Source organism: Pseudodesulfovibrio pelocollis (assembly GCF_030282845.1).
In the GTDB taxonomy this organism is placed as follows: Bacteria; Desulfobacterota; Desulfovibrionia; order Desulfovibrionales; family Desulfovibrionaceae; genus Pseudodesulfovibrio; species Pseudodesulfovibrio pelocollis.
The window spans coordinates 45,797-53,116 of the sequence record NZ_JASTWE010000025.1 but is presented as its reverse complement, the minus strand read 5'-3'; the positions used below and the strand labels follow the sequence as shown (position 1 = coordinate 53,116).

At 64.3% G+C, this 7,320-nt stretch carries 7 protein-coding genes; 6 read left to right on the top strand and 1 reads right to left on the bottom strand.

Annotated features, from left to right (window positions below):
• Window positions 1-227: 227 nt before the first annotated feature.
• Window positions 228-1,262, top strand: coding sequence for a hypothetical protein (locus QQS14_RS10165; RefSeq protein WP_285906879.1), 1,035 nt, complete (start codon window positions 228-230; stop codon window positions 1,260-1,262).
• 68 nt (window positions 1,263-1,330) lie between these two features.
• Here the strand turns inward: QQS14_RS10165 and QQS14_RS10160 are convergent, their stop codons facing one another.
• Complete coding sequence (locus QQS14_RS10160) at window positions 1,331-2,338, bottom strand: metal-dependent hydrolase (protein ID WP_285906878.1); 1,008 nt, start codon at window positions 2,336-2,338, stop codon at window positions 1,331-1,333.
• Between the two features lie 99 nt (window positions 2,339-2,437).
• Between QQS14_RS10160 and QQS14_RS10155 the strand changes: the two genes are divergently transcribed.
• The 5 genes from QQS14_RS10155 (at window position 2,438) to QQS14_RS10135 (ending at window position 7,312) form a co-directional block, all read left to right on the top strand.
• Window positions 2,438-3,085 carry a phosphatidylserine decarboxylase family protein gene (locus tag QQS14_RS10155; RefSeq protein WP_285906877.1) on the top strand — a complete coding sequence of 216 codons (648 nt, stop codon included), beginning with the start codon at window positions 2,438-2,440 and terminating at the stop codon, window positions 3,083-3,085.
• A gap of 25 nt (window positions 3,086-3,110) precedes the next feature.
• Window positions 3,111-3,881: a CDP-diacylglycerol--serine O-phosphatidyltransferase gene (gene pssA, locus QQS14_RS10150; RefSeq protein WP_285906876.1), complete on the top strand. Its 771-nt coding sequence runs from the start codon at window positions 3,111-3,113 to the stop codon at window positions 3,879-3,881.
• A 130-nt stretch (window positions 3,882-4,011) separates the two neighbouring features.
• Entirely contained in the window at window positions 4,012-5,547 is a 1,536-nt protein-coding gene (locus QQS14_RS10145; protein WP_285906875.1) for a 2-isopropylmalate synthase, read from the top strand.
• A gap of 3 nt (window positions 5,548-5,550) precedes the next feature.
• Complete coding sequence (leuC, locus tag QQS14_RS10140; protein WP_285906874.1) at window positions 5,551-6,810, top strand: 3-isopropylmalate dehydratase large subunit; 1,260 nt, start codon at window positions 5,551-5,553, stop codon at window positions 6,808-6,810.
• A gap of 10 nt (window positions 6,811-6,820) precedes the next feature.
• Window positions 6,821-7,312: a 3-isopropylmalate dehydratase small subunit gene (locus tag QQS14_RS10135; protein ID WP_285906873.1), complete on the top strand. Its 492-nt coding sequence runs from the start codon at window positions 6,821-6,823 to the stop codon at window positions 7,310-7,312.
• The last annotated feature ends 8 nt before the right edge of the window (window positions 7,313-7,320 follow it).

Sequence of the window (7,320 nt, the reverse complement as noted above, 5' to 3'; positions counted from 1 at the left end):
CGCAATCCGTCCGGCCCTCTTTTGGGGGCCGGTTTTTTCTTGCCGTGTGCCCGATCCGGCGCGGTGGCGGCAACGCATTTTCATCACGTTGAATTAATGAGCTTATTCTGAAAATTTCGGGCGGCCCGATCTTTTTGGCCCGGTTTTGCCCCGAAGCGGTATGCTCTCTGCAAAGTGGCCTGCGACGGCAAACATTTCCCCAACCGAAACCACCGTCGCATACCATCATGAACACGACACAACGCAAACACGGGCCGGTCACGGCGGCGGACGACCACCCGGCGCATCGCCTCCACGCCTCCCCCCTGGCCACGGCCGGAATGCAGGCCAGGAATTTCACGTCCGCTGCGGATTTCGCCGGTCATGGCATCGCGCCGGATTTCTATGCCGCCGACAGCCTGGCGCTGGACATCGAGCGGCTGTGCGACCCTGACCAGCCCGTGACCGACGAGGGTCTGCTCAACGTGGCGGTGAAGTATTTCTTCGCCTATGTCCACGACGGCGCGCAGGACGAGCGGGTGGAATACGGCGAGGTGGCGGAGTTGTACGCCCGGTTTTCCCGGCATCACAGCCTCAACGAGCCCGGCGACGACATCGAGGTCATGAACCGGCTGCGGCAGTGGTCGCCGGTGCTGCGGGTGCTGGCCGACGTGTCCCGGGCGGCCCACGTCATGCGCGCGGTCATCGGCCAGCGCGATGCGCCGCGCATCTCGGTGGGCCATTGCGGCCCCTATGTGGGGGCGGACATCGGGGCCGGGACCGGCATCATGATTCTGGCCCAGCAGATCCAGGCCCGGCGCAACGGCTTTCTCGATGTACACAGCCTCGGCTTTCAGGCCGACCCGGTGTCGGGCGAGCGCACCCATGATCTGGTCCATTCCCTGCGGGCGGGCAGCGTCATGCTGGCCGACCCGACCAGGGAGGGGGCCTACAACCTCCTGCGCGGCCGCCCCCTGAGCTATGTGGCCAACGAGATGGTGGCGGGCATGCAGCAGTCCCTGTGTGCTGACAATTTCTTCAACAAGTACCAGGCGTTCTTCTCTGCGGTGGGAGACAACGCCCGGCAGGCGGCTTTTTTCCCCGAGGGGCTCATCGCCCACAGCGGGCAGGCGGGCATCTCGCTCATCTTTGCCAAGGAGAACGGGTTCCAGGCTCCGCCCGAATACATGGCCTGCGAATTCATCGCCCAGGGGCTGATCATCGAGGGGCGCGTGCTGCCCATGCACAAGCTGGGTGCCGGGTTTTCCCGGTATTTGACCTGATTTCCGGCCCGATGCGCGTCTGGCGGTGACGGAAAAGCCCGGTTTTGTCCGGGCTTTTTCATAGGGTGTCAGTGCTCCAGGGATTCGTCGAAGGAGCTGGCCCCCATGGTGAAGCGCCAGCCGCTCAGTTGTCCGTCTCCGTCCAGAAAGGCCGTGAGCACGAAGGGCTGCCCCCGCCCGCTGAAGTGGCGGGCCAGCACCGGATTGGTGCTGACGAAGCGCAGGTCGCCGAAGGTCACGACCGCTCCCTCCGCCGGGTTTCCTCCTAGTGGCTCGCGGACCACATAGGGCCACTTGGCAAACCAAGCATAGGTGGCGAACATGGATTCCCGGCTGCCAAGGGCCTCAAGCTCGCCGATGTCGGCCCGGCGGTAGCGGCGCATCGGTTCCACCTCGCCGCCGAGCAGGTCCATGGTGTCGAGCAGGTAGTCATCCCCTTGGGTGGAGACCACCTTCCAGTAGCGCGGTGACAGGGCGTCGGGCGTGACGTGGACCGTGTCAAAGGCGACGCCGCTTCGGGTCAGGCGCTCGGCGTAGACGGTTTCGAGGTAAGCCCCTGCGGCCATGTTGGCCAGCGGATAGGCGAAGAACCAGACCATCCCGGCCAGGGCGATGGCGTGTCTCGAATTTTTCAAGACAATGGCGAGACCGATGAGAACCAGGGCCGTGAGGGTGAAGAGCGGGTCGATGATGAACGCGCCGTCCAGGGCAAAGCGGTGAGTGGAGAAGGGGGCCAGGATCTGGGTGCCGTAGGTGGTGATCAGGTCCAGCCAGACGTGGGTGAGGATCAGGGCGTAGGCGAAGACGGCGGCGGACGTGAACGAGGTGCCCCGCGAGATGCGCCGGTAGAGGGCGGCCAGGGCAAGGGCCATTACCAGCCCCCCGAAGAACGAGGTGGAGACGCCCCGGTGGTGGAGCAGGTTGAACTCCGGGTCGCCCCGGCCGAAGAAGATGTCCACATCGGGCAGCCATGAGCAGAGCATTCCAAAGGGGACGAGGTATCTCGCCCCGGGCAGCCACCTGCGGGCCGCCAGCGCGCCCATGACGCCCGACGATATGTGCGTGACCGGGTCCATGGAGCGATTCTATGTCAAGGGGCGCAGATTGTAAAACGAACTTGCGGTTTGCCGCCCCTGGGGGTAGAGAGCCGTGAAAGAGACAAGGAGCGAGAAGCAATGCAGAAACCGTCTGTCGGACTGGCCCTGGAGGGCATTCCCTATATAGTCATCGCCGCTTTCGCGACGCTGGTTGTCGCGATCATGGGCTGGTGGCCCCTGGCCCTGCTCGGGCTGGCCGTCACCTGCTTCATCGGCCATTTTTTTCGCGACCCCGAGCGGGTCGGCCCCGAGGATGCCGAGGCCGTGGCCTCGCCCGCCGACGGCAGGGTGATCAAGGTGGGCCAGGCCGCCGACCCGGTGACCGGCGAGATGCGTCAGGTCGTGTGTATCTTCATGAACGTCCTCAACGTGCACGTGAACCGCATGCCCGTGTCCGGCAAGATCGAGCTGATCCGCTACATTCCCGGCAAGTTCTTCAACGCCTCCTTTGACAAGGCGAGCAAGGACAACGAGCGCAACGTGGTGGTCATCACCGGCAAGGGCAACCAGCGCTTCACCATGGTCCAGATCGCCGGACTCATCGCGCGGCGCATCGTCTGCTGGGCCGAGCCCGGGGACAAGCTCAAGCGCGGTGAGCGGTTTGGTCTGATCAAATTCGGTTCGAGAGTTGACCTTTACATGCCTGATGGCTATGTATCCCTTGTGAGCGTCGGTGACACCGTTGTCGCTGGCGAGACGCCCCTGGCCGAGAGGCGCAAGGCCTGAGCCGGGGGGCGATACTGCGGACACAATGACCGAGGAGACGGATTTGGCGCGACACAAGAGCGTCTACCTTCTGCCGAACCTGCTGACCACGGCCAGCCTGTTCATCGGCTTTCTGGGACTCACCTGGGCCATCCAGGGCGATTTCGTCGCCTGCGCCCTGTGCATCCTGGCCAGCTGCGTGTTCGACGGCCTGGACGGCAAGGTGGCGCGGCTGACCAACACCACCAGCGAGTTCGGCGTCCAGCTCGACTCCCTGGCCGATCTGGTCGCCTTTGGCGTGGTGCCCGCCATCATGGTCTATCTCTGGGTGCTGGAGGACTTCGGCAGGCTGGGCCTGATGGCCGCCTTCCTGTTCATGGCCTGCGGCGCGCTGCGGCTGGCCCGGTTCAATGTCCAGACCGCCACCACCTCCAAGAAGCACTTCGTGGGCCTGCCCATTCCGGCTGCGGCCTGCACCCTGGCCACCCTGGTACTCTTCACCGTGTACCTGCCAGAGTCGGCCATGGAAACGCTGCTGCCCACCGGCACCCTGGTGCTGGTCTATGTGCTCTCCTTCTTCATGGTCAGCACGATCCGGTTCTATTCCTTCAAGGAGCTCAGCGCCTTCACCGCCCATCCCTTCAGCTGGATGGTCACGGCGATCCTGGTCTTCTCCCTGGTGGCCTCGCGCCCCAGGCTGCTGGGCTTCATCATTTTCCTGGGCTACCTCATCTCCGGCCCGATCTACACCCTTTTCCTACTATCCCGCCGCGGCAAGCGACTACTGCGGGACAGCTCCAAGGAAGAGCTAGGCTAGCTCTCACCCGTCCCATACCGGTACGTCGTACTGCCCCCGAAACGCCGCGCATCTGATGCGCGCCGGCGGGTTTTTCATATTCACGAATCATGTCAACGTCCTTGGCGAGAAGGACACCACGGAGGAAACAATGGCCGACAGAGTATACGTCTTTGACACCACCCTGCGCGACGGCGAGCAGTCGCCCGGCGCGACCATGAACCTGGACGAGAAGATACGCATGGCCCGCCAGCTCGAAACGCTGGGCGTGGACATCATCGAGGCGGGGTTCCCCATTGCCAGCCAGGGCGATTTCGAGGCCGTGCAGGCCATCGCCAAGGCGGTCTCAGATGTCCAGGTGGCCGGGCTGTGCCGGGCCGTGACCGGTGATATCGACCGCTGCTGGGAGGCTGTCAGGGAGGCGCGCAATCCGCGTATCCACACCTTCCTCGCCACCAGCGACATCCACATGAAATACAAGCTCGGCAAGACCGCCGACGAGGTTCTGGTCATGGCCGAAAAGGCCGTGCGCCACGCGGCCTCCTACACGGACAACGTGGAGTTCTCGGCCGAGGACGCTTCGCGCTCGGACTGGGACTTCCTGGTCAAGGTCACGGAGGCGGTCATCGAGGCCGGGGCCAGGGTGGTCAACATCCCGGACACAGTGGGGTATACCCAGCCATTCGAGTATCATGAACTGATCAAGTACCTGATGGAGAATGTGCGGGGCGTGGACAGGGCGATCATCAGCGTCCACTGCCACAACGACCTGGGGTCGGCCGTGGCCAACAGCCTGGCCGCCATCCGGGCCGGGGCGCGCCAGGTGGAATGCACGGTGCTCGGCATCGGCGAGCGGGCGGGCAATGCCGCGCTTGAGGATCTGGTCATGGCGCTGAACACCCGCAAGGAGTTGTACAACGTCGAGACCGGCATCGTCACCGAGCAGATATTCCCCTCCTGCCGCCGCCTCTCGCAGATCATCGGCATGCCCATCCCGCCCAACAAGGCCATTGTCGGGGCCAACGCCTTTGCCCACGAGTCCGGCGTCCACCAGGACGGCGTGTTCAAGAACCGGCTGACCTATGAGATCATGACCCCGGCCTCCATTGGCCGCACCAGCAACGACATCGTCATCGGCAAGCATTCCGGCTCCCACGCGGTGCGCAAGAAGGCCGAGGAGCTTGGCTACGCGCTGGACAATGATCAGGTGCAGGTGCTCTTCAAGGCGGTCAAGGACCTGGCCGACAAGAAGGAGCAGGTCTTTGACGAGGACGTGGAGGCGCTCATCCTGGAGAAGGTCTACCGCCGCCTGGACCGCTTCCGGCTGGTGGACATGAGCGTGTTCTCGGGCACGGGCAATGTGCCGCCCCATTCGGCCATGGTCATGGAGTTCGGCCGCGAGGGCGAGGAGGTCGAGGTCCGGCGCACCAGCGAATTCGGCGAAGGTTCAGTTGACGCGGTGTTCAAGTCCATCTACTCCCTTGTGGGGACAGCGCCGAAGCTCGAACATTATTCGGTCAACGCCGTGACCGAGGGCTCGGACGCCCTGGCCGGGGTGGCGGTGCGCATCGAGCACGACGGCGTCAAGGCCGTGGGCCGCGCCAATGACGGCGACGTCATCAGGGCCAGCGCCCTGGCCATGATCAACGCATTGAACAGGCTTGAGAAAGCCAAAGAGGAGAAATAGACGATGGGCCATACCTTAGCCGAGAAAATCCTTCAGGGACATACGGACCAGGAGATCGCCGGGGCCGGGCAGATCGTCCAGTGCCGCGTGTCCATTGTCCTGGCCAACGACATCACCGCGCCGCTGGCCATCAAGTCGTTCAAGGCCATGGGCGCGAAAAAGGTCTTTGACAGGGACAAGGTGGCGCTGGTCTGCGACCACTTCACCCCCAACAAGGACATCGACTCCGCCGAGCAGGTCAAGCTGGTGCGCGAGTTTGCCGAGGCCATGGGCGTGACCCACTACTACGAGTGCGGCGACGTGGGCGTGGAGCACGCCCTGCTGCCCGAAAAGGGCATTGTCGGCCCGGGCGACGTGGTGGTGGGCGCTGACTCGCACACCTGCACCTACGGCGGCCTGGGCGCATTCGCCACGGGTATGGGCTCCACCGACATCGGTGCGGCCATGGCCCTGGGCGAGACCTGGTTCAAGGTGCCGCCCACCATTCGGGTGAACATCACCGGCAAGCCGGGCCAGTACGTGGGCGGCAAGGACTATATCCTCAACCTCATCGGCCGCATCGGCGTGGCCGGGGCGCTCTACAAGGCCCTGGAATTTTCCGGCGAGGCCGTGGACAATCTGACCGTGGAGGGCCGCATGACCATGGCCAACATGGCCATCGAGGCAGGTGGCAAGGTCGGCCTGTTCCCGGTGGACGCCAAGACTCTGGCCTATACTGCGGCAGCGGGCCGCCAGGGCGACGTGGCCATGACGCCCGACAGCGACGCGGTCTACGAGCGGGTCATCGAGATCGACGTCACCTCCATGGCCCCGCAGATTGCCTGTCCGCACCTGCCGGACAACGTCAAGCCCGTGGACGAGACTTCGGGCCTGCGCATCCATCAGTCGGTCATCGGCTCCTGCACCAACGGCCGCATCGAGGACATGCGCGAGGCCGCATCCATCCTCAAGGGGCGCAAGGTTGATCCCAAGGTGCGCTGCATCATCCTGCCCGCCACCCCCGCCATCTGGAAGCAATGCATGAAGGAAGGGCTGATGGAGATATTCATGGACGCGGGCTGCATCGTGGGGCCGCCCACCTGCGGGCCGTGCCTGGGCGGACACATGGGCATCCTGGCCGGGGGCGAACGCACCGTGGCCACCACCAACCGCAACTTCAAGGGCCGCATGGGGTCCCTCGACAGCGAGGTGTTCCTGTCCAACCCCTGGGTGGCCGCGGCCAGCGCCGTGGCCGGCGAGATCATCAACCCGGCCAAACTCTAGGAGAAAGACCATGAAAGTGACCGGAACCGCCCACCTGGTGGGCGACCACATAGACACCGATGCCATCATCCCGGCCCGTTTCCTGGTGACCACCGATTCCGCCGAGCTGGGTGCCAACTGCATGGAGGGCCTTGAGGCGGGCTGGATCAAGCGCGTCAAGGGCAACGACATCCTCGTGGCCGGTGACAACTTCGGCTGCGGTTCCTCGCGCGAGCACGCGCCCATCTCCATTCTGGGCGCGGGCATCCCGGTGGTGGTGGCCAGGAGCTTTGCCCGCATCTTCTATCGCAACGGCTTCAACATGGGGCTGGTGCTCCTCGAAGTGGGCGATGACATTGAAAAAATCAGGGACACGGATCAGATTGAGGTGGACACCGCCACCGGCGTCATCCGCAACCTGACCACCGGGGACGAGATCGCCAGCGCCCCGGTGCCGCCCTTCATGCAGGAGATTCTGGACGCGGGCGGCCTTGTTGACTACGTCAAGCACAAGCTGGCCTGACCGCAAAC